Annotated in this window: 1 protein-coding gene; it reads right to left on the minus strand. The window is 45.0% G+C overall.

Annotated features, from left to right (window positions below):
* The coding region (locus CF394_RS07475) for a hypothetical protein (protein WP_133079811.1) at positions 1–262 on the minus strand (262 nt) is incomplete at both ends.

Here is a 262-nt window from a genome sequence, read left to right on the forward strand (position 1 = left end):
GGTTCTCGATAAGCCAAGTCCCGGTCCGCGTCCGTCAATTGACAGGTCTTCTTCATTCACAATAACATTGCCTGTCGCACCATTTAACTGGCCGCTTGGGATATCAATGATAGACCAGTATTCTTCTGTTCCAAGGAATTCTGCGCCTTCATGGAACGTTGGGTTAAAGGGTGCCGTCGGAATCGTTTCACCATTTGCATTATAGGCGGAAAGCGTGAAAGAATAATTCTTCTTCCCTTTGTAATTCCCATTTGCATTGTTA

Source organism: Tetzosporium hominis, from assembly GCF_002265435.1.
Classification (GTDB): Bacteria; Bacillota; Bacilli; order Bacillales_A; family Planococcaceae; genus Chryseomicrobium; species Chryseomicrobium hominis.